The sequence below is a fragment of the Stenotrophomonas maltophilia genome, assembly GCF_001676385.1.
Taxonomy (GTDB): Bacteria; Pseudomonadota; Gammaproteobacteria; order Xanthomonadales; family Xanthomonadaceae; genus Stenotrophomonas; species Stenotrophomonas maltophilia_J.
The window spans coordinates 45,289-66,364 of sequence record NZ_LYVJ01000014.1; the positions used below are offsets into that span (position 1 = coordinate 45,289).

Genomic DNA, 21,076 nt, shown 5'->3' on the forward strand with positions numbered 1-21,076 from the left:
TTCTGGTGAATCTACCGTGTCGGCCCGGGCTGGCGCTACTTTAGGGTGAACGCGCGTGCTGTTCGCGGCTCACTCCTCCAGGAACAGGCTCACCACATCGTTGGTGAATCGTCGGCCCAGTTCGGTCGGCTGCACATGGCCATCCGTCACGTCCAGCCAGCCGCGCTGCACGGCCTCGGCCAGCGGTGCGTCGAGCACGCTGCGCGGCAGCCCGGTGCGCGACTCGAAATCGCGCAGGCCGAAGCCTTCGTGCAGGCGCAGCAGGTTCAGCATGTACTCGAACGGCAGCCGCTCCGGCGCGATCACATCGTCGCCACCGAACGAGGCCGGGGTGCCCGCGCTGTCCAGGTAGGCCTGCGGGTGCTTCAGCTTCCAGCGGCGCAGCACGTGTTCTTCGGCACCCGAGCTGATCTTGCCGTGCGCGCCAGCACCGATGCCCAGATAGTCACCGAAACGCCAGTAGTTCAGGTTGTGCGCACTCTGCCGGCCGGGGCGCGCGTAGGCGCTGACCTCGTACTGGCCGAAACCGGCCTGCGCCAGCAGCGCCTGGCAGTGCTCCTGCATGTCCCAGGCGTTGTCTTCATCGGGAATGCCCTGCGGCGGACGCGCGAAGAACACCGTGTTCGGTTCCAGGGTCAGCTGGTAGTGCGAGATATGCGCCGGTTGCAGTGCAAATGCACGTTCCAGGTCGGCCTCGGCACCGGCCAGGGTCTGTTCCGGCAGCGCGTACATCAGGTCGATGTTGACGTTGTCGTAGCCCGCGTCCTGCGCCATCTTCACTGCGCGCTCGGCTTCGCCACTGTCGTGGATGCGGCCCAGGCGCTTGAGCATCGCGTCGTCGAAACTCTGGATGCCGAAGCTGAGGCGGTTCACGCCGGCCGCGCGGTAGCGGTCGAAACGGCCATGCTCGGCGGTGCCCGGGTTGGTTTCCAGAGTGATCTCGGCATTGGGCGCAAAGCGCAGGCGTGCGCTGGCCTGCTGCAGGAAGCGGTCGATCGCTTCGGGTGGAAACAGGCTGGGCGTTCCGCCGCCGAAGAACACGCTGTGCACCACCCGGCCCCAGACCAGCGGAAGGTCCTGGTCGAGGTCGCGCAGCAGTGCGTCGATGTAGGCGTCGAACGGCAGCTCGCCCTTGGCCTGGTGCGAATTGAAATCGCAGTACGGGCACTTGCGCACGCACCACGGCAGGTGCACGTACAACGACAGCGGTGGCGGCACCAGCCGCGGCGGGCTGTCGTGGCCAGCGGAGCAGGCTTCGCCGGGCAGGTGGTTGCAGTGGTCGTGGGCGTGCGGCATGGGGTTCATCGGTAGTGCCGGCCGCTGGCCGGCTTCCCTGGCTCGATCAGGTGGGGCGTCAGTACAGTGTCGCCAGCTGCTGCTTGAGCTGCTGCAGGGCAATGGCACGGTGGCTGATGGCGTTCTTCAGGGCTGGCTCCATTTCCGCGGCGGTGAGGCCGTGGGTGGTATCCAGGAACACCGGGTTGTAGCCAAAGCCATTGGTGCCACGCAGCTCGCGGATGATCTGCCCTTCCCAGCGGCCCTCGCAGATCAGCGGCTGCGGGTCGGTGGCGTGGCGCAGCAGCACGATCACCGCGTAGAAGCGGGCGCTGCGCTGGCCGTCGGGAACGTCGGCCATTTCCTCCAGCAGCTTGGCGTTGTTGGCCGCGGCATTGGTCGGATGGCCGGCATAGCGCGCGCTGTACAGGCCGGGCGCGCCGCCGAGGGCGTCGACGATCAGGCCCGAGTCATCGGCGAGCGCCGGCAGCCCGGTCGCTTCGCAGGCCGCGCGTGCCTTCAGCAGCGCGTTCTCGACGAAGGTCAGCCCGGTCTCTTCCACGTCGCCCAGGCCCAGCTCGGCGGCCGAGGTGATCTGCAGCGGCAGGTCGGCGAGGATCTCCTGCATCTCCACCAGCTTGCCGGCGTTGTGGCTGGCCAGTACCAGTTTCTTCATTGACGGGGCTCCAGCAGATCCCAGGTGTTGCCATAGAGATCGCGGAACACCGCGACCGTTGCATAGGGTTCTTCGCGCGGCGCTTCCAGGAACTCGACGCCTGCGGCCAGCATGGCCGCATGGTCGCGGTGGAAGTCGTCGGTGTTGAGGAAGAAGGCGACGCGGCCCCCGGTCTGGTTGCCGATACGGCTGCGCTGCTCCTCGTTGCTGGCGCGCGCCAGCAGCAGCGCTGCGGCGCTGCCGTCGGTCGGGCCGACCACTACCCAGCGCTTGTGGCCCTGGTCGATGTCCTCCAGCAGCGTGAAGCCGAGCTTGCCGGTGTACCAGGCAATGGCTTCGTCGTAGTCGGCCACCACCAGGGTGGTCAGGGCAAGGCGCCGGTTCATGCCGACAGCGCCGCCTGCTGCGCGGCGAGCAGTTCAGCCACGCCCTTTTCGGCCAGGCCCAGCAGCGCATCCAGTTCGTCGCGGCGGAAGGCATGGCCTTCGGCCGTGCCCTGCAGCTCGATGAAGCCACCGCCGTCGTTCATCACCACGTTCATGTCGGTGTCGCAGTCGCTGTCTTCGGCGTAGTCCAGGTCCAGCACCGGGGTGCCGCGGTACACGCCCACCGACACCGCCGCCACTGCGCCCAGGATCGGATTCCGCTTGATGTCGCCGCGCTTGATCAGCACGTTCACCGCATCGACCAGCGCCACGTAGGCGCCGGTGATGGCGGCGGTGCGGGTTCCACCGTCGGCCTGCAGCACGTCGCAGTCGAGGGTGATGGTGCGCTCGCCCAGCGCGTTGCGGTCCACGCAGGCGCGCAGGCTGCGGCCGATCAGGCGCTGGATCTCCAGCGTGCGGCCGCCCTGCTTGCCGCGGGCGGCTTCACGATCGCTACGGGTGTGGGTGGCACGCGGCAGCATGCCGTACTCGGCGGTCACCCAGCCTTCGCCCTTGCCCCGCAGGAAACCCGGCACGCGGTTCTCGACGCTGGCGGTGCACAGCACGCGGGTTTCACCGAAGCACACCAGTACCGACCCTTCGGCATGGCGGGTGAAGCCGCGTTGGATGACGACCGGGCGGAGCTGGTCGGGCTGGCGGCCGCTGGGGCGGGAATCGGACATGGTGCGGGTTCCGTAATGGCGAGGGAGTACGCCGCCACGCCCGCGGCCTTCACGGGGCGGGCAAGGGGGCTCTGGTGAGGGCGCTAGGGTACCATTCCCCCTTTGCACGCACCGGACACATTCCATGATTCGAAGCATGACCGCCTATGCCGGCGGCGAGCGGGTCACCCCGTGGGGCACGCTGGGCTGCGAGCTGCGCTCGGTCAACCACCGTTTCCTGGAGGTCGGCACGCGCCTGCCCGAGGAACTGCGGGCGCTGGAACCGCAGCTGCGCGAGCGCATCGCCGCACGCCTGAGCCGCGGCAAGCTGGATCTGGTGATGCGCCTGCGCGCGCCGGAAGCGGCGGCCAACCTGCAGGTGGACGAGGCCCTGCTGGGCCAGCTGGGTCGCCTGGCCCACCGCCTGGCGTCCGATTTCCCCAACCTGCAGGTCAGCTTCACCGATCTGCTGCAGCTTCCGGGCGTGACCCGCGGCGAGGCCACCGATGCCGCGGCCCTGCAGGCCGAGGCGCTGGCCCTGCTGGAGCAGGTGCTGGACGGCTTTGTCGAAGCGCGTGGACGCGAAGGCGGCAAGCTGGCTGCGGCCATCGCCGAGCGTGTGGACGGCATCGAGCGCATCGCCACCGAGGTCCGCAGCCTGATTCCGGCCATCCGCGACGGCCAGCGCGCCAAGCTGGCCGCGCGCCTGGCCGACCTGCCGCACCCGGTCGACCCCGGTCGCGCCGAGCAGGAACTGGTGCTGTGGCTGCAGAAGCTGGACGTGGACGAAGAACTGGACCGCCTCGGCAGCCACATCGTTGAAATCCGCCGCGTGCTCAAGCAGCGCGAGCCGGTCGGCCGCCGCCTGGACTTCCTGCTGCAGGAATTCAACCGCGAGGCCAACACGCTGGGATCGAAGTCGGTGGACAGCCGCACGTCCAACGCTGCGGTCGAGCTGAAGGTGCTGATCGACCAGATCCGCGAGCAGGTGCAGAACATCGAGTGAGGCTGCGCCCGGCGATGCAGCAGGGGCGCCTTCGGGGCGCCTTCTTCGCATCAGCGCATCAGCGTACGCGGACGCCGGGAGTTCCCTTGCCCAACCGCCCGACCACGGCCGCCTGGGCGAACCCGGCATCGCGGAAACAGGCCAGCACCGCATCCACCGCTTCCGGGGCGCAGGACACCAGCAGGCCGCCGCTGGTCTGCGGGTCGGTCAGCAGCGGCTGCCAGTGGGCTGCCACGCCTTCGGCGAAGCGAACCTCGGTGCCATACGAAGCCCAGTTGCGGTTGGAGGCGCCAGTCACGCAGCCACGCTGAAGCAGCTGCAGCGCCTGTGGCAGCAGCGGCACCTGTACGCTGTCCACTTCGGCGGCAACACCACTGGCGCGGCACACTTCCAGCAGGTGGCCGAGCAGGCCGAAGCCGGTGACGTCGGTCATCGCGTGCACGCCCTCCAGCGCGGCCAGCGGCACGCCGACGGTATTCAGCCGGGTGGTTGAATCAAGCATCTGCCGATAGCCCTCGGCATCAAGCAGTTCCTTCTTCAGCGCCGACGAGTACACGCCCACGCCGAGCGGCTTGCCCAGCACCAGCACATCGCCGGCGCGCGCATCGGCGTTGCGCTTGAGCCGCTGCGGGTCGAGTACGCCGATCGCGGCCAGGCCATAGATGGGTTCCATCGAGTCGATGCTGTGGCCGCCGGCAACGACGATGCCGGCATCGGCGCAGGCACGCTCGCCGCCCTGCAGGATGCCGCGGATGGTGTCCTGGGGCAGGGTGCTGATCGGCATGCCGACGATGGCGAGTGCGAACAGCGGGCGCGCGCCCATCGCATACAGATCGGACAGCGCATTGGTGGCGGCGATACGGCCGAAGTCGACGGGGTCGTCGACAATGGGCATGAAGAAATCGGTGGTGGCGACGATCGCTTGGCGGTCACCCAGGCGATATACCGCAGCGTCATCACTGTGCTCGCGGCCGACCAGCAGTTCGGCCGGTGCCGGAAGCGCTGGAACGCCACGCAGCAGTTCGGACAGCACCCCCGGTGCGATCTTGCAGCCGCAGCCGCCGCCGTGGGCCAGCGAGGTCAATCGCTGCGGGGCATCGGCCGTAGAAGGGGCGGGGGACGGTGCGTGCATGGCCATGCCGGCATCTCCTGCGGAAACACGAGTGGCGGAAGGCAGCAGGAGTCGAACCTACCAGGGAACGATCGACGCCCCCTACTGGGTTTGAAGCCCAGCCGCATGCCCGGATGCGCATGCCTTCCGAAGGTACGGCGGTGCCGGTGGGCTCATCCGCGCGTGGCGTTCCACTGCAGGTCACCGCGCGGCCGATGATGGTCACCGATGCGCCGAGTGTAGCCAACGCGATTGAAGAACTCCAAGATCTGGATGCTGCGCTTGCGGCCCAGGCCGATGGCATCGCGGAAGGCCGCCGCGTCCACCGTGCCGGTTGGCTGCGCCAGTTGGGCAATGATGGCGGCCAGTTCGGCGACGCGGGCCGGTGCATAGAACAGGTCGGGTACTACCTGGAACAATTCGCCGCGCGCAGCGGCCCGGCGCAGCACGGCGCGGAGCTCGTCCTCGGCGAGGCCGATATCGGCGGCCAAGGTGCGCACCCACGGGGGATCGAAGCGCCCGGCATGCAGTCGCGGCAGCACATGTTGGACCAGCAGGCGTTCGCGCTCCGGTGGCGCATGGTCGTGGCCGGGCAGGCGCCACCACGCGCCGACCCGCTGCAGCGAGCCGTCTGCGAGCAGGTCCTGCAGCAGGGCATTCCAGGTTCCCGCTGCGAGCGCGGGCAGGGTGCTGCGTCGCAGGCGACCGCTGTCGACACCGGGTTCGTCCGGGCGACGCTCGTGCCAGCTGTGCAGCGAAGTGACGACCTGCTCGCGCAGCACCTGCCAGTGCGAGTCCAGGACGATCACCGCGTCATCGCCGGTGGCGATGTGCCGCGCGTCCCTGGGCAGGTCGATCTGCTCAGCGGCACGCCGGCAATAGCGTTGCAGGGCGGCCAGGGGGATGCCCGAAGGTGCCTGCTGCAGTAGCGGGCCAACACCGGCGCCTGCCACCAGTTGCTCCAGCGCTACCAGCCATGCAAGCCGTGCCGGGCTGCGCCGGCGCCGCTGTGGCGGTTCCGGATCGAGCACGACCCCACCACCCAGCGTGTGGGTGGCCGCTGAATCACGGGCGATGAAGCGATCACCGCACATCGCGCAGACCGGCGCGTCGAATACCAGCTGTACAAGTTGCCCGTCGCCATGATCGCCGTCTCCCAACACCACCACATGGGCCTGCCGATGCATCGTGCCCCAGTGGATGTGCAGGGGCGTCCAGTCGCGCAGTGGGGCGGCCTGCGCGGACAGCCGCAGGCGCACATCGACGCGAGTGGTCGCCAGCAGCGCGCGCGGGTCGGCGATCCAGTCGCCACGGTGGATGTCGTCGCGCGCGATGGACGCCAGGTTCAACGCGCAGCGCTGCCCGGCCATCGCACGTTCGCTGGCCTGGTTCTGCGCGTGGATGCTGCGCACGCGCACGTCGGTGGCCGCCGGCATCAGCTGCAGATGCGCGCCGGCGGTGACCAGGCCGCCATGCACGGCACCGGTCACCAGGGTGCCATGACCCGGCAATGAGAATACGCGGTCGACCGGCATGCGGAACAGTTCGCTGCATCGCGTGGCCCGGCGTGCGCTGTCCCCTCCGGCCGCCCATGCGTGCAGGTGGGCGCGTAACGCCGAGGTGCCCGCATCTTCGGCGTTGGTGCTGTTGCAGGCGAACAGGGGCGAGTCCTGTAGTGGCGTGCCTGCCAGCAGGGCCATGACCTCCGTTTCGACCTCGGCGATGCGTGCCGCGTCCACGCGGTCGATCTTGGTCAACGCCACCGCCCCCCGATCCACGCCCAGCAGTTGCAGGATTGCCAGATGCTCGCGGGTCTGCGGCATCACGCCGTCGTCGGCGGCGACCACCAGCAGCGCTGCATCGATGCCGGTGGCACCGGCCACCATCGTATGCACGAAGCGCTCATGGCCCGGTACGTCGACGAAGCCCAGCATGGCGGTGGCCCCCGCTGCGCCTGCGGCCTCGACCGGGACATAGGCATAGCCCAGTTCAATCGAAATCCCGCGCGTACGTTCTTCGTGCAGGCGATCAGTCTCGACGCCGGTCAGCGCCCGTACCAGGCTTGTCTTGCCGTGGTCGATGTGCCCGGCGGTGCCGACGATCATGACCGCAGCATGCCCCACTGGGCGAGGAAGCATGCTTCGTCCGCAGGCTCCAGGCAGCGCAGGTCCAGCCAAAGGGCATCATCGGTGATATGGCCCAGGACCGGCCGTGGCAGCTTCCGCAGTTGCCCGGCCAGGCGGTCCAGTCCGCCACGGCGCGCGGTCGTGATGCGCAGCCCGGCACTGCCAAGCTGCGCCTGTGGCTGCGCGCCGCTGCCGACCTGGCTGTGCATCGATGCCCGTTCAAGGACGTACTCGGCCGCCAGCGCCGAACGCATCGGCTGCAGAAGGCGCTGAGCCTGTGCATCAATGTCCTGCTGCGTGCGCGAGAGCGTGCGCAGGGTCGGCAACCGCTGGGCCAGCAGCTCTGGTTCGCGGTACAGGGCCAACACCGCTTCCAGTGCGGCCAGGCCCATCTTGTCCATGCGCAGCGCGCGCTTGAGTGGGTTGCGGTTGATCCGCCCGATCAGGTCGGCGCGCCCGGCGATGATGCCGGCCTGAGGCCCGCCGAGCAGCTTGTCGCCACTGAACGAGACCAGGTCGGCACCCGCCGCCAGCGCTTCCTGCACGGTGGGTTCATGCGGCAGGCCGAACGCCGCCAGGTCGCACAGGCTGCCACTGCCCAGGTCCACCGCCAGCGGCAGGCCATGCTGGTGCGCGATGGTCGCCATTGCAGCGGTGTCGACCTTGGCGGTGAAGCCGGTGATCGCGTAGTTGCTGGCGTGCACCTCCATCAGCAGCGCCGTGCGCGCGCTGATGGCGTTGGCGAAGTCAGCCGGATGGGTACGGTTGGTGGTGCCTACTTCCAGCAGGCGCGCGCCAGCGCTGCGCATCACATCGGGGATGCGGAAGGCGCCACCGATTTCCACCAGCTCACCGCGCGACACCACCACTTCGCGGCGGTTGGCCAGGCTGTTGAGCAGCAGCAGGACCGCAGCGGCGTTGTTGTTGACCACGGTCGCAGCTTCGGCGCCGGTCAGCTCGCAGACCAGGGCCTGCACCCGTGCATCGCGGTCGCCGCGGCGGCCACGGGTGATGTCGAATTCCAGGTCGACCGGCGCGGTCATCGCACGCGCAACCGCCTGCACTGCGGCGTCGGGCAGCAGTGCACGACCCAGGTTGGTATGCAGTACGGTGCCGGTCAGGTTGAACATGGGCTGCAGGTCCCGCCGTGCATCGACGGCCAGCGCGGCTTCCAGCGCCGTGGACAGCGCCGGGCCGTCGAGGGCCTGCTGCAGCGCTTCGGCCGAGAACTGCCCTGCGTTGATTCGATCACGCAGCATCTGCACGTGCGAACGCAGCAGCCCGGCGATGCGGCTGCGGCCGTGGCCTTCGATCAGTGCCGACAACGCCGGCAGGCGCAGCAGCCGGTCGAGCGAGGGCAGGGCGGCGGCCGATGCCGGGTTGGGGGACGAGCGTGGCATCGTTCAGTCGCCGCCCGATTGCCAGAGCAGCGGGTTCTGGCTGGCACGGGCGTAGCCTTCCTCGCCCAGCAGCAGGTCCAGCGCCAGGGTGCCGAGGTCATCGGCCACCGGTTCCAGCGACGGGTCCTTCTCCAGATAGAGGATCTTGCGGTAGCTGTGGCAGCGATCGCAGGTCTCGGCACGCACCGCGCTTTCGCGCACCGCCTCGCCGGAGTCGCCGTCCACATCGGCCAGGGCGCGGTAGGCGATGTCCGGGCCAGCGGCGCCACACTGGCTGCACTGCACCCGCACGTAGTGCCACTGGCAGGCGCACAGCGAGCACGACAGGTAGCGGTAGGAGGCATACGGCGGGCGGGCCTGCACCACGCTGGTCACCGGCAGGGTGCCGCACAGCGGGCACAGGCCGGGCGCATCGGCCAGCGGCCTGAGGTCGCCGGGGTGGAAGCCGGCCGCGAGTAGGGCCCAGTACACCTGCAGTGCATTCATCACCAGCAGTGCAGCCACTGCGTCCAACGAGGGGGCGTCATCGCGTTCGAGCACGGCGTGCGCCTGGGCATCCAGCCAGGCGTCATCGGCAGCGGCGACGCGCAGCAGCTCCTGCCGTGTTTCCGCCGGCAGCCCGGCTTCGTCGGCACAGTGCTGGCACAGCGTGCGCAGCCAGCCGCGCCAGCGCCCATCCAGTTGCAGCGTGTTGGCCGGCCGCAGCGGCATGCCGGCACCGGCGGCCGCACTCGACTGCTGCGCGCGCGCATGAACCTGCAGTTCCTCGCGTTGCTGCTGCGTCAGCTCGTCCAACAGCGCCTGCTGCGCGTCGGCCAGCGCGGCCAGCAGCTGCAGGTAGCCGCCGATGGCACTGTGCGCGGCAAGGCTGCGCAGTCGCGCAGCGCGCCCGGTGAACAATGACGCGGTATCGGGCAGGATGATGCGCGGCACGTCGCGCGAGGCGAGCGTCTCGATCTCACCGGGTTCAAGGATGCGTTGCGCCATGCAGGGCCAGCCGGAAGAACCAGCCCCCATCCTCGCCGTTGTCAGCGCTGGCGTCCAGCGGGTTCAAACAACGCAGTCGAGCAAAGCAGTCGAGCATGGCTCGACTCTACAAAAGTGGATCCCGACCGTTGGTCGGGATTCGATCAATGCCGACCAACGGTCGGCACCCACCGTCAGATTGCAGAAACCCGCCGCCCCAGGCAGCCAGCTTTTGACGTTGACGTTGATCCAGCAGGTACAGGGCCGCAGGCCCTGCCGCTACCCCTCTTCCCGGCGCCCGCGCAGGATGTCCCGGAACCACTGCCGATGGTGCTTGTATGCCCACCCGTAGGTGACCTTTCCCTGGGTCATCGCCCGCACCGAGCCCTTGATCCAGAGCGCCGCATAGATGTGCACCACGATCGCGCAGACCAGCACCCAGCCGAACAGCGCGTGCGCCAGCACCGAGAACCGGATCACGCCGATCGGGAAGAAGTGGCTGAAATACTGCCGCCAGATCACGAAGCCGGTGAGCAGCAGCGCCGACAGGCAACCGATGATGGCCCAGAACAGCAGCTTCTGGCCGGCATTGAAGCGCCCCACCGGCGGCAGCTTCTCGTCCTCGTTGCGCAGCACATCGCGCATGCCGCGCAGCCATGCGCGATCATCGGCGGCCGGCAGGTTGTCGCGCCACATGCGTATCGCCAGCAGGGCGAAGCCCAGCACCATCACCAGGCCGATGAACGGATGCAGGATGCGCGTCCACGGCCCGCCACCGAACAGCTGGGTGAGCGGAAACAGGGCCGGGTGGAACAGCGCCAGCCCGGACAATGCGGTCAGCACGAAGCAGATCGCCACGATCCAGTGGTTGATGCGGGTCGGCGCGCGGTAGCGGATGATCTGCCGGGGGTGCGGGGCGTACTTCATGGCCGCTGCTCCTCTTCGATCTTCTTCGCGTCCTGTTCGGCCTGTTCCTCTTCCTCATCGTTCACGGTATTGCGGCCGATGCCGATGTAATGCAGGAAGCCGGCGAAGGCCGTGGCGGCGATCGCCAGCACGCCCAGCGGCTTGGCGACACCCTTCCAGACTTCCACCATCGGGCTGATGCGTGGGTCCTTGGGAAGGTCGGCGTACAGCTCCGGCTTGTCCACGTGCTGCAGCACGTACATCACATGGGTACCACCGACGCCCTGCGGGTCGTACAGGCCAGCGTTCTCGTAGCCCCGCGATTTCAGGTCTTCCACGCGCCCAGCCGCATGCTCGGTCATCGCCTGCTTGCTGCCGAAAGTGATCGCGCCGGTGGGGCAGGTCTTCACGCAGGCCGGTTCCTGGCCCACCGCCACCCGGTCCGAGCAGAGCGTGCATTTGTAGGCCTTGTGATCCTTCTTGGAAATGCGCGGCACATCGAACGGGCAGCCAGTCACGCAATAGCCGCAGCCGATGCAGTTCTCTTCCTGGAAGTCGACGATGCCGTTGGCGTACTGGATGATCGCGCCCGGCGACGGGCAGGCCTTCAGGCAGCCCGGGTCGGCGCAGTGCATGCAGCCTTCCTTGCGGATCAACCACTCCAGCTTGCCCTTCTCGTCCTCGTACTCGCGGAACTTCATCACCGTCCAGGACTGGTCGCTCAGGTCGGGCGGGTTGTCGTAGCTGCCGACGCAGCTGCCAACCTCATCGCGCAGGTCGTTCCATTCCATGCAGGCGACCTGGCACGCCTTGCAGCCGATGCACTTGCTCACATCGATCAATTTGGCGACCTGGCCGGTATGCGCGCCCCGCGCTTCCGGCGAAGGCGTGGTGGTGGCCGAGCGGCGGATGATGTCCAGCGATTGCAGTGACATGGCGTGTCTCCTACACCTTCTCGACCTTGACCAGGATGCACTTCGATTCGGGCGTCTGCGAGTTGCCGTCACCGATGGCGTTGGTCAGCGTATTGGCGATGTAGCCGGGCCTGGCTGCACCGAGGAAGCCCCAGTGGATCGGAACACCCACCTGGTGCACGGTCCGGCCATCGATCTGCAGGGCCTTGATGCGTTTGGTCACCATGGCCACCGCTTCGATGTGGCCGCGCTTGGAACTGACGCGCACCCGGCTGCCGTTGTCGATGCCCAGCTCGTCGGCCAGCGCGGCGCCGATCTCGACGAACTGCTCGGGCTGGATGATGGCGTTGAGCTTGCCGTGCTTGGTCCAGAAGTGGAAATGCTCGGTCAGGCGGTAGGTAGTGGCGACATGCGGGAACTCATCCGGCGAACCGATCTGTGCCCGGTCACTGGCGAACACGCGTGCGGCCGGGTTGTTCAGCGTCAGTGCCTGGCCGGGGCTGAGCGGGTTGCTGCGCAGCGGCGTATCGAAGGGTTCGTAGTGCTCCGGGAATGGTCCCTCGGCCATGCCGGCCTTGGCGAAGAAGCGGGCGATGCCTTCCGGGTTCATGATGAACGGGCCCATGCCGCCCGCCGGGTCTTCATCCGCCTTGAAGTCGGGCACGTCGATGTTGCCCCAGTTCTTCCCGTTCCACGCAAGCAGCGTGCGGCGCGGATCGAACGGCTTGCCGGCCACGTCGCACGACGCGCGGTTGTACATCACGCGGCGGTTGGCCGGCCATGCCCAGGCCCAGCCCAGCGTGTTGCCGATACCGGTGGGGTCACTGTTGTCGCGCCGCGCCATCATGTTGCCGGTCGGGCCCCAGGCGCCGACGTAGATCCAGCAGCCCGAGGCCGTGCTGCCATCATCACGCAGCTCGCCGAACGCGGCCAGCTGCTCGCCGGCCTTGCGTACCAGCCTGGTCGGATCCTTCGGATCGAACACATCGGCCAGCGCCTTGCCGTTGTACTCCATCGCCAGCTCTTCGGGCGTAGGCACTTCCGGATTGGCGTATTTCCAGGCCAGGTCGCGTACCGGGTCCCACCAGGCGCCGCCGTCCTTCTCGTACAGCGCTTTGATGCGGTGGAACAGCTCGGACATGATCTCGATGTCGCTGCGCGCCTCGCCCGGCGGATTGGCACCTTTCCAGTGCCACTGCAGCCAGCGCGATGAATTGACCACCGCGCCGTTCTCCTCGGCGAAGGAGGTGGTCGGCAGGCGGAACACCTCGGTCTGGATCGTGCTCGGGTCGACGTCGTTCAGCGCGCCATGGTTCTGCCAGAACGCGATGGTCTCGGTTTCCAGCGGGTCCATGCTGACCATGAACTTCAGCTTGGAGAACGCACTGATCAGCTTGCCCTTGTTCGGTGCCGATGCCAGCGGGTTGAAACCCTGGCAGATGTAGCCGTGGATCTTGCCCTCGTTCATCAGCTCGTAGGCCTGCAGCATGTCGTACGGCTTGTCGAGCTTGGGCAGGTAATCGAAGCACCAGTTGTTGTCGGCGGTGGCGGCATCGCCCCACCACGATTTCATCAGGCTGACATGGAACTTCGGATAGTTCTGCCAGAACGACATCTGGTTGGGACGCAGCGGCTTCTGCGTGCGCTTGGCGATGTAGGCGCCGTAGTCCTGCTCGTCCTGCCTGGGCAATGTCAGGTAGCCGGGCAACAGGTCCGACATCAAGCCGATGTCGGTCAGGCCCTGGATGTTGGAATGCCCGCGCAGCGCGTTCATTCCGCCGCCGGCCACGCCGATGTTGCCCAGCAACAGCTGCACCATGGTGCCGGCACGCACGTTCTGGGCACCGATCGAGTGCTGTGTCCAGCCCAGTGCGTAGAGGATGGTCATCGCCTTGTCGCGGCCGGCGGTGGACGCGATCATCTCCCAGACCTGGCGGATGCTGTCGGCCGGCGTGCCGCAGATGCGCTCGACCATCTCCACCGTGTAGCGCGCATAGTGCTGCTTGAGCAGGTTGTAGACGCAGCGCGGGTCCTTCAGCGTCGGGTCGCTGCGCACGAAGCCATCGTCACCATAGGCGTAGTCCCAGCTGGAACGGTCGTAGCTGCGCTTTTCCTCGTTGTAGCCCGAGTACAGGCCGTCCTTGAAGGCGAATTCGTCCTTCACCAGGAACGACATGTCCGTGTAGTTCAGCACGTATTCGTGCTGGATGCGGTCCTCGGTCAACAGGTAGTTGATCAGGCCGCCCAAGAACACGATATCGGTGCCGGTGCGGATCGGCGCGTACACATCGGCCACCGCGGCCGAGCGGTTGAAGCGCGGATCGACCACGATCAGCCGGGCCTTGTTGTGTGCCTTGGCCTCGGTCACCCATTTGAACCCGCACGGGTGTGCCTCGGCGGCATTGCCACCCATGATCAGGATCAGGTCGGCATTCTTGATGTCGACCCAGTGATTCGTCATCGCACCACGGCCTAGCGTCGGGGCAAGACCTGCCACCGTCGGGCCGTGTCAGACACGTGCCTGGTTGTCGAATGCCAGCATGCCAAGGGAGCGGACGACCTTGTGGGTCAGCACCGCGGTTTCATTGCTCGTGGCCGAGGCCGCCAGCATGCCGGTGGTCAGCCAGCGGTTGACCGTCTGCCCGGCTTCGTTCTTCTGCACGAAGTTGGCATCGCGGTCTTCCTTCATCAGCCGCGCGATGCGATCCAGTGCATCGTCCCAGCTCAGCCGCTTCCACTCGTTCGAGCCCGGCGCGCGGTACTCGGGGTAGAGCAGGCGCGACTTGCTGTGGATGATGTCGGCGAGGCCGGCACCCTTCGGGCACAGCGTGCCGCGGTTGACCGGATGGTCCGGATCGCCTTCGATATGGAAGATGCTCGGCTCGGCGTTCCTGGCGCCATCGCCGAGGCTGTACATCAGGATGCCGCAGGCCACCGAACAGTACGTGCAGGTGTTGCGGGTCTCGGTCGCGCGGGTCAGCTTGTACTGCCGGACCTCCGCGAGTGCGATGCCGGGCGCGAAGCCCATCAATGCCAGACTGGAGCCGACCAGGGTTGTCCCGGTCACTTTCAGGAACTGGCGGCGGCTCATCGAGGGCATGCCGTTCTCCTGGGATGGCGGGGAGGCGCGGGCCTCCGGGCTGTCGGTGGGTACGGCCCGGTTATAGCACAGCCCGCCGCATGCCCCTGTGGCACAAGGCCCGGGGGCCGCGAGGCGGGCGCGGAAAGGGGCCGCTCTGGTAAAGTTGCGTGCCCGCACCCCGGGGAGCCGTCTGCCGGGCCTGGTTCCAGGATGTTCCGCGCAGCCCCCGCCGTCCTGGCGCGATCCTCCGCGCCGGATCTGGAACATCGAGGAAAAACTTTGCCAAATCAACCAGTTGGGTTCCGTGCATGAGTGCCCCGTCCACGTCGTCGGCCGCCACTGCGCGCGGTACGCTGTACATCGTTGCCGCCCCCTCCGGTGCGGGCAAGAGCAGCATCGTCAATGCCACCCTCGCGCGTGACCCGCAGATCGCGCTGTCGATTTCCTTTACCTCCCGCGCCATGCGCCCCGGCGAAGTGAACGGCCAGCACTACCACTTCGTCAGTGCCGAAAAGTTCGAGGAGATGATCGCCGCCGGTGATTTCTTCGAGCATGCCTGGGTGCATGGCGACTGGAAGGGCACTGCCCGGCAGTCGGTGGAACCGCAGCTGGCCGCCGGCCAGGACGTATTGCTGGAAATCGACTGGCAGGGCGCGCAGCAGGTCCGCCAGCTGGTGCCGGGCACGGTCACCGTGTTCATCCTGCCGCCGTCCAAGCAGGCCCTGCAGGACCGCATGCGCAAGCGTGGCCAGGACAGCGAGGTGGTCATCGCCCAGCGCCTGGGGGCAGCCCGCGATGAAATGCTGCACTTCAACGAGTTCGACTATGTGATCGTCAACGAGGTGTTCGAGACGGCCGTGGACGAGCTGTGCGCGATCTTCACCGCCAGCCGCCTGCGCCGCGAGGCGCAGAAGGTCCGCCATGCCGCGCTCATCCAAGCGCTGCTCACCCCCGACCCGGGCGCAACTGACTGATTACAAAAGAAACGGGCAGGGGTTGGCTTGATTTTGTCCAGTCCCTGCCGGTACACTCCGCACCCTTTCCCTCATTCGACTGAGCGGCCGATCGGTCGCCGGGAGCCCGTATGGCCCGCATCACCGTAGAAGATTGCCTGGAAGTCGTTAACAACCGTTTCGAGCTGGTCATGATGGCCTCCAAGCGTGCCCGCCAGCTTGCCAATGGCGTGCAGGCCACGCTGGACAACAGCGAGACCGAAGACAAGCCGACCGTGCTGGCGCTGCGCGAAATCGCCGCCCGCAAGATCGACAACGCCCTGATCGACGAGGTCGAGAAGGCCGAGCGCGAGCGCGCCGAGCGCGAAGCGCTGGAGTGGGCGGCCGCGGAAGTGGTTGCCGACGAAGACATGTCCAAGAACGACGATTGATCGGATCGATCAACGCAATCGTTGGATGTGCCGAACAGCCCGCCCCGCGCGGGCTGTTTCGCATTCAGGATTTGCCGTAAACGTCGCGCTGGAATAGGCTTCGGGCATGAACCCAGGCCCCACTGCCAAGGTAGCCGTGTCCACCGCCGCGGCCGTACCTGATTACGTCCTCCAGCTTGAGCGCGCCGCCCATTACCTGCCGCCGGAACAGCTGCCGCTGCTGCGCCGTGCCTGGGAGGTCGGGGCCGCCGCGCACGCGGGGCAGACGCGCAAGTCGGGCGAGCCCTACATCACCCATCCGGTCGCCGTGGCCCAGGTGCTGGCGGAGCTCGGCCTGGACGTGGAAGCGCTGATCGCCGCGATCCTGCACGACACCATCGAAGACACCCCGCTGACCCGCGAGGCGCTGGCCGCCGAGTTCGGCGAAGCCGTGGCCGAACTGGTCGACGGCGTGACCAAGCTGGACAAGCTGAAATTCCGCGATCGCCAGGAAGCGGCCGCAGAGAGCTTCCGCAAGATGCTGCTGGCGATGTCGCGCGACCTGCGGGTGATCATGATCAAGCTGGCCGACCGCCTGCACAACATGCGCACGCTGGGCGCACAGAGCCGCGAAGCGCGCGGCCGCATCGCCCGCGAGACACTGGAGATCTACGCCCCCATCGCCCAGCGACTGGGCATGAGCCTGGTCAAGAGCGAGCTGCAGAACCTCGGCTTCAAGGCGCTGTACCCGTGGCGCCATGCCATCATCGAAAAGCACATCCGCAGCCAGCCGGTGGTGCGGCGCGAGGCGATGGCCCAGGTGGAAGTGCAGCTGTCGCAGCGCCTGGCCAAGGAGGGCATCGAGCACCGCCTGGTCAGCCGCATCAAGACACCGTGGAGCATCTACAACAAGATGCGCGACGAGAACAAGACGTTCGATCAGGTCATGGACGTGTTCGGCTTCCGCCTGGTCGTGCGCACGGTGCCCAGCTGCTATCACGCGCTCGGCGCGGTGCACGCCACGTTCAAGCCGCTGGACGGCCGTTTCCGCGATTTCATCGCCATTCCCAAGGCCAACGGTTACCAGTCGCTGCACACCGTGCTGTTCGGGCCGTATGGTTCGCCGATCGAAGTGCAGATCCGCACCGAGGAAATGGACCTGATCGCCGAGCGCGGCGTGGCCGCGCACTGGACCTACAAGTTCGGCGGCGATTCGCCCAACAGCGCGCAGAGCCGTGCGCATGCATGGATCGTCGAACTGATCGACTCGCAGCGTGCGGCCGGCTCTTCGCTGGAGTTCCTCGACAACGTCAAGGTCGACCTGTTCCCCGACGAGGTCTACCTGTTCACCCCGAAGGGCAAGATCCTGGCCCTGCCACGCAACTCCACCGCGCTTGATTTCGCCTACGCCGTGCACACCGACGTCGGCAACATGGCGGTGGCCTCGCGCGTGGACAAGAAACTGGTGCCACTGCGCACCAAGCTGGCGTCGGGGCAGTCGGTGGAGATCATCACCGCACGCTCGGCCACGCCGAAACCGCAGTGGCTGGAATTCGTGGTCACCAGCAAGGCACGCACCGCCATCCGCCACCAGCTCAAGCAGCTGGAGCACGAGGATGCCGTGCAGCTGGGCCACCGCATGCTCGACCGTGCGCTGGAAGCGATGGACTCCTCGCTGGAGCGCCTGCCGAAGGGACGACTGGATGCCTTCCTGGCCGAACACCGCTTCCCTCGCCTGGAGGCGCTGCTGGCGGAGGTTGCACTGGGCAACTGGATGCCGACCCAGGCCGCACAGGCCCTGATGGCCTATGCCGAGCTGCGCGGCGGCCCGCACTCGCGCCAGCGCTCGCAGGAAAAGATCCTGATCAATGGCAGCGAACGTGGCGTGGTCACGTTTGCCGGCTGCTGCCAGCCGATTCCCGGCGACGAGATCATGGGCTACCACACGGCCGGCAAGGGCATCGTAGTGCACCGCATGGACTGCCCGAACCTGGCCGAGCTGCGCAAGTCGCCGGAGCGCTGGGTGCCGATCGGCTGGGATACCACCGTCTCGGGCGACTATGACACCTCGCTGGTCGTGGAAGTGGAGAACGGCACCGGCGTACTGGCGCAATTGGCTGCCGCGATCGCCCAGAGCCATTCCAACATCGAACGCGTGGATTACCTGGACCGCGACTTCAACGCGGCCGTGCTGGCGTTCAACATCCAGGTGCGCGACCGCAACCATCTGGCCGAAGTGATGCGCCGCCTGCGCCGCCTGTCGGTCGTGCAGTCGGTACGCCGGCAGTAGGTCCACGCCGTGCGTGGATGACGTTCCGCGTACACGACGCATGGGGTCGGAGCCGTTTCCCGCCGGGAAATGGATCCGACCCCGGCCGCATCACGCACGAGGTCAGAGCCCTCTCCGACGGAGAGGGCTCTGACCCCAGCCGATGCCGCCCCCAGCCGGTACAATCACCGCTCTGTTTTCCCCCAAAGCACCGGAGCGACCCATGTCCCGCCAGATCATCAACACCGAAAAGGCTCCCGCCGCCATCGGCCCGTACTCGCAGGCCGTGCGCGCCGGCAACACCGTGTACTTCTCCGGCCAGATCCCGCTCGATCCGGTCACCGGCGACATTGTCGGCGGTGGTGATGTGGAAGCACAGGCCCGCCGTGCGTTCGACAACCTCAAGGCCGTGGCCGAAGCCGCCGGCGGCTCGCTGGACAACGTCGTGCGCCTGGGCCTGTACCTGACCGATCTGGGCGAGTTCGCCAAGGTCAATGCAGTCATGCAGGACTATTTCCAGGCGCCGTATCCGGCCCGTTCCACCATCGAAGTCTCCGGCCTGCCGAAGGGCGCCAACTTCGAGGTCGACGCGGTGATGGTCATCGACTGACCACCACGTGGCACGCAAGGCGGCGGTCACCCCGGTCCTGTCGCCGTCCGGCGAAGCATCCCTGGCGATGCTCGCGGGCGTCGGTCCGGCCGTGGCCGCCAAACTGCAGGCGCGTGGCCTGGCCACCCTGCAGGATCTCTGGCTCCACCTGCCGTTGCGCTATGAAGACCGGACCCGGCTGACCCGCATCGAAGACCTGCGTTCCGGAGTGCCGGCCCAGGTGGAAGCGCGGGTGGTCGCGGTCGAGCGCGGCATGCGCTACCGGCCCATGCTGAAGGTGGCGGTGGAAGACGAAGGGCAGGGCACCTTGGTGCTGCGCTTCTTCCATTTCCGCCAGCAGCAGGTCGGCCAGTTCGCGGTCGGCAACCGGTTGCGCTGCTTCGGTACGCCCAAGCCCGGCCACCTCGGCCTGGAAATCGTCCACCCCAGCTACCAGGTGCTGGGCCGCAATGACGATCCCGGGCTCGGCGACCACCTCGACCCGGTCTATCCCGCCGTCGAAGGCGTGGGCCCGATGACGATGCGCAAGCTGATCGGCCAGGCCCTGGACCGCCTGCCCGAGGAAAGCACGCTGGAACTGCTGCCCAGCGATTGGCTCGATGGCCTCGGCCTGCCGTCGCTGCGCAGCGCGCTGCTGACCGTGCACCGGCCGCCGCCGGATGCCGACCTGGCCGCGCTGGCTGCTGGCACGCATCCCGCGCAGCGCCGCCTGGCAATGGAAGAACTGCTGGCGCATCACCTCAGCCTGCGTCGCCAGCGCATCGCGTTGCAGGCACATCATGCACCGCCGCTGGTCGGTTCCGGCAAGCTGGCCAAGGCACTGCTGAAGCAGTTGCCGTTCGCGCTGACCGGTGCGCAGGCGCGCGTATTCAAGCAGATCCGCGAAGACTTGGCGCGGCCCAGCCCGATGCTGCGGCTGGTGCAGGGCGACGTCGGCTCCGGCAAGACCGTGGTCGCCGCGCTGGCCGCGATGCTGGCGGTGGAGCAGGGCAAGCAGGTTGCGTTGGCCGCCCCCACCGAGCTACTGGCCGAGCAGCATCTCAACAACCTGCGTGGCTGGCTGGAACCGCTGGGCGTGCGCATCGCGTGGCTGGCCGGCAAGGTCACCGGCAAGGCGCGCGCCAAGGTGATGGCGCAGGTCGCCAGCGGTGAAGCACAGGTGGTGGTCGGCACCCACGCACTGATGCAGGAGGCGGTGGTGTTCCAGGACCTGGCCCTGGCCATCGTCGACGAGCAGCACCGCTTCGGCGTGCATCAGCGGTTGGCATTGCGCGACAAGGGCGCGGGCGGCAACAGCGTGCCGCACCAGTTGGTGATGACCGCGACGCCGATTCCGCGCACGCTGGCGATGTCCGAATACGCGGACCTGGACGTGTCGGCCATCGACGAACTGCCGCCGGGGCGAACGCCGGTGCAGACCGTCGCACTCAACAACGACCGTCGACCGGAACTGATCGAACGCATCGCGCTCGCGTGCCGCGAAGGGCGGCAGGTGTATTGGGTATGCACGCTCATCGAGGAAAGCGAAGAACTGGATGCAACGCCGGCGCAGGCCACCTACGAGTCACTGCAGGCGCTGCTGCCGGGCGTGCGCGTGGGGTTGGTGCACGGGCGCATGAAGGCCGCCGAAAAGCAGGCGACCATGGTGGCGTTCAAGGCCGGTGCGATCGACCTGCTGGTTGCGACTACGGTCATCGAAGTCGGAGTGGACGTACCGAACGCCTCGCTGATGGTGATCGAAAACGCAGAGCGCCTCGGCCTGGCCCAGTTGCATCAGCTGCGCGGCCGCGTCGGCCGGGGTTCGGCGGTATCGCGCTGCGTGCTGCTGTACCAGGCGCCGCTCTCGCAGATGGCACGCGAGCGCCTGCAGACCATGCGCGAAACCAATGATGGCTTCGTCATTGCCGAGAAGGATCTGGAACTGCGTGGCCCAGGCGAACTGCTCGGCACCCGCCAGACCGGCCTGGCCGGTTTCCGCATTGCCGACCTGGCCCGCGACGCCGGCCTGCTGCCCGGCGTGCATGAATTGGCCGAGCGCCTTCTGGAACAGCAACCGGCCCTGGCCGATCGCGTGGTTGCACGGTGGATCGGCACCGCCGTGCGTTACGCCTCGGCGTAAGCACCCCGGGGTCAGAGCCCTTTGCGCAGCAATGGCCTCTGACCCCATTTCCGGCACGCTCATCCACGCACGGCGTGGATCCACTGTAGAGCCGAGCCCACGCTCGGCTGCTGTGCGCGCTGCGCGCGGGAGTCGAGCATGGCTCGACTCTACAGAGAGCTCTTCC

General features: G+C 67.5%; 17 protein-coding genes and 1 tRNA gene. 6 read left to right on the forward strand and 12 right to left on the reverse strand.

The window, feature by feature from the left end; translation table 11 throughout:
- Window positions 1-69: 69 nt before the first annotated feature.
- The 4 genes from hemW to rph are packed head-to-tail and all read right to left on the reverse strand — an operon-like array spanning window position 70 to window position 3,059.
- Window positions 70-1,296, reverse strand: coding sequence for a radical SAM family heme chaperone HemW (gene hemW / locus A9K58_RS16850; protein WP_065200434.1), 1,227 nt, complete (start codon window positions 1,294-1,296; stop codon window positions 70-72).
- A gap of 58 nt (window positions 1,297-1,354) precedes the next feature.
- A complete protein-coding gene (rdgB, locus tag A9K58_RS16855) occupies window positions 1,355-1,951 on the reverse strand; it encodes an RdgB/HAM1 family non-canonical purine NTP pyrophosphatase (RefSeq protein ID WP_065200435.1) in 597 nt (198 codons plus the stop codon).
- Window positions 1,948-2,337: a VOC family protein gene (locus A9K58_RS16860; RefSeq protein ID WP_065200436.1), complete on the reverse strand. Its 390-nt coding sequence runs from the start codon at window positions 2,335-2,337 to the stop codon at window positions 1,948-1,950. The genes rdgB and A9K58_RS16860 overlap by 4 nt, the downstream gene beginning before the upstream one ends.
- Window positions 2,334-3,059, reverse strand: a complete 726-nt coding sequence (gene rph / locus A9K58_RS16865; RefSeq protein WP_053461298.1) for a ribonuclease PH — start codon at window positions 3,057-3,059, stop codon at window positions 2,334-2,336. The genes A9K58_RS16860 and rph overlap by 4 nt, the downstream gene beginning before the upstream one ends.
- Window positions 3,060-3,183: 124 nt before the next feature.
- On the opposite strand from rph, the gene A9K58_RS16870 reads away from it, so the two are divergent.
- Window positions 3,184-4,044, forward strand: coding sequence for a YicC/YloC family endoribonuclease (locus A9K58_RS16870; protein WP_065200437.1), 861 nt, complete (start codon window positions 3,184-3,186; stop codon window positions 4,042-4,044).
- Window positions 4,045-4,102: 58 nt separating this feature from the next.
- Here A9K58_RS16870 and selD read toward each other — a convergent pair whose 3' ends face one another.
- The 8 genes from selD to fdnG all read right to left on the reverse strand — a co-directional run bounded on the left by selD (window position 4,103) and on the right by fdnG (window position 14,567).
- The gene (selD, locus tag A9K58_RS16875; RefSeq protein WP_065200438.1) at window positions 4,103-5,182 is read right to left on the reverse strand and encodes a selenide, water dikinase SelD; all 1,080 of its coding nucleotides are present in this window, start codon (window positions 5,180-5,182) and stop codon (window positions 4,103-4,105) included.
- Between the two features lie 26 nt (window positions 5,183-5,208).
- Window positions 5,209-5,304 (reverse strand) — tRNA-Sec (locus A9K58_RS16880).
- Window positions 5,305-5,328: 24 nt separating this feature from the next.
- Window positions 5,329-7,260 (reverse strand): selenocysteine-specific translation elongation factor, encoded by a 1,932-nt coding sequence (selB, locus tag A9K58_RS16885; RefSeq protein WP_065200439.1) that lies wholly within the window; start codon window positions 7,258-7,260, stop codon window positions 5,329-5,331.
- On the reverse strand, window positions 7,257-8,681 hold the full coding sequence (gene selA, locus A9K58_RS16890) for an L-seryl-tRNA(Sec) selenium transferase (protein WP_065200440.1): 1,425 nt from the start codon (window positions 8,679-8,681) through the stop codon (window positions 7,257-7,259). Before selA ends, selB begins: the two co-directional genes overlap by 4 nt.
- A gap of 3 nt (window positions 8,682-8,684) precedes the next feature.
- The gene (fdhE, locus tag A9K58_RS16895) at window positions 8,685-9,668 is read right to left on the reverse strand and encodes a formate dehydrogenase accessory protein FdhE (protein WP_065200441.1); all 984 of its coding nucleotides are present in this window, start codon (window positions 9,666-9,668) and stop codon (window positions 8,685-8,687) included.
- Window positions 9,669-9,926: 258 nt separating this feature from the next.
- Window positions 9,927-10,574, reverse strand: a complete 648-nt coding sequence (locus A9K58_RS16900) for a formate dehydrogenase subunit gamma (protein WP_065200442.1) — start codon at window positions 10,572-10,574, stop codon at window positions 9,927-9,929.
- A complete protein-coding gene (gene fdxH / locus A9K58_RS16905; protein WP_065200443.1) occupies window positions 10,571-11,488 on the reverse strand; it encodes a formate dehydrogenase subunit beta in 918 nt (305 codons plus the stop codon). Before fdxH ends, A9K58_RS16900 begins: the two co-directional genes overlap by 4 nt.
- A gap of 10 nt (window positions 11,489-11,498) precedes the next feature.
- Entirely contained in the window at window positions 11,499-14,567 is a 3,069-nt protein-coding gene (fdnG, locus tag A9K58_RS16910) for a formate dehydrogenase-N subunit alpha (RefSeq protein WP_155760531.1), read from the reverse strand.
- A gap of 290 nt (window positions 14,568-14,857) precedes the next feature.
- On the opposite strand from fdnG, the gene gmk reads away from it, so the two are divergent.
- From gmk to recG, 5 genes are all read left to right on the forward strand, one after another.
- Window positions 14,858-15,523 (forward strand): guanylate kinase, encoded by a 666-nt coding sequence (gene gmk / locus A9K58_RS16920; protein ID WP_065200446.1) that lies wholly within the window; start codon window positions 14,858-14,860, stop codon window positions 15,521-15,523.
- A 110-nt stretch (window positions 15,524-15,633) separates the two neighbouring features.
- Complete coding sequence (gene rpoZ / locus A9K58_RS16925; protein WP_005410877.1) at window positions 15,634-15,933, forward strand: DNA-directed RNA polymerase subunit omega; 300 nt, start codon at window positions 15,634-15,636, stop codon at window positions 15,931-15,933.
- 106 nt (window positions 15,934-16,039) lie between these two features.
- Window positions 16,040-18,202 (forward strand): RelA/SpoT family protein, encoded by a 2,163-nt coding sequence (locus A9K58_RS16930; protein WP_065200447.1) that lies wholly within the window; start codon window positions 16,040-16,042, stop codon window positions 18,200-18,202.
- Between the two features lie 202 nt (window positions 18,203-18,404).
- Window positions 18,405-18,791 carry a RidA family protein gene (locus A9K58_RS16935; protein ID WP_065200448.1) on the forward strand — a complete coding sequence of 129 codons (387 nt, stop codon included), beginning with the start codon at window positions 18,405-18,407 and terminating at the stop codon, window positions 18,789-18,791.
- A gap of 7 nt (window positions 18,792-18,798) precedes the next feature.
- Window positions 18,799-20,910, forward strand: coding sequence for an ATP-dependent DNA helicase RecG (gene recG, locus A9K58_RS16940; protein ID WP_065200449.1), 2,112 nt, complete (start codon window positions 18,799-18,801; stop codon window positions 20,908-20,910).
- Window positions 20,911-21,076: the final 166 nt, after the last annotated feature.